This window comes from Novosphingobium sp. B-7 (genome assembly GCF_000410615.1).
Lineage (GTDB): Bacteria > Pseudomonadota > Alphaproteobacteria > Sphingomonadales > Sphingomonadaceae > Novosphingobium > Novosphingobium capsulatum.
This window is the reverse complement of the sequence record NZ_KE148419.1, coordinates 1-247: the sequence shown is the minus strand read 5'-3', so window position 1 is coordinate 247 and position 247 is coordinate 1. Positions and strand designations below refer to the sequence as shown.

At 76.1% G+C, this 247-nt stretch carries 1 pseudogene; it reads right to left on the bottom strand.

Annotation, left to right across the window (positions count from 1 at the left end):
* Positions 1-247 (bottom strand): annotated as a pseudogene (locus H926_RS33585) (hypothetical protein); the annotation flags it as partial.

Genomic DNA, 247 nt, shown 5'->3' with positions numbered 1-247 from the left:
CGCCGTCGGGGCCGGGGCCCCGCCACTGGCACGCCAGGCGCAGATCGCCACCAGCGCACCATCCACCAGCGGGCCAAACAGCGCCCCCCCGCGCAAGCGGCCCGATGCCTGCATCAGCGATGCCTGCTCCACCCGCGCCAGCAGGCGCCCGGCCTGCAACACCACCCAGCCCAGGCCAACCAGCGCAAATGCCAGCCCCGCCCTGCCCCACCAGCCCGCGCCCAGCGCGAGCAGCACGAGCAGGAGC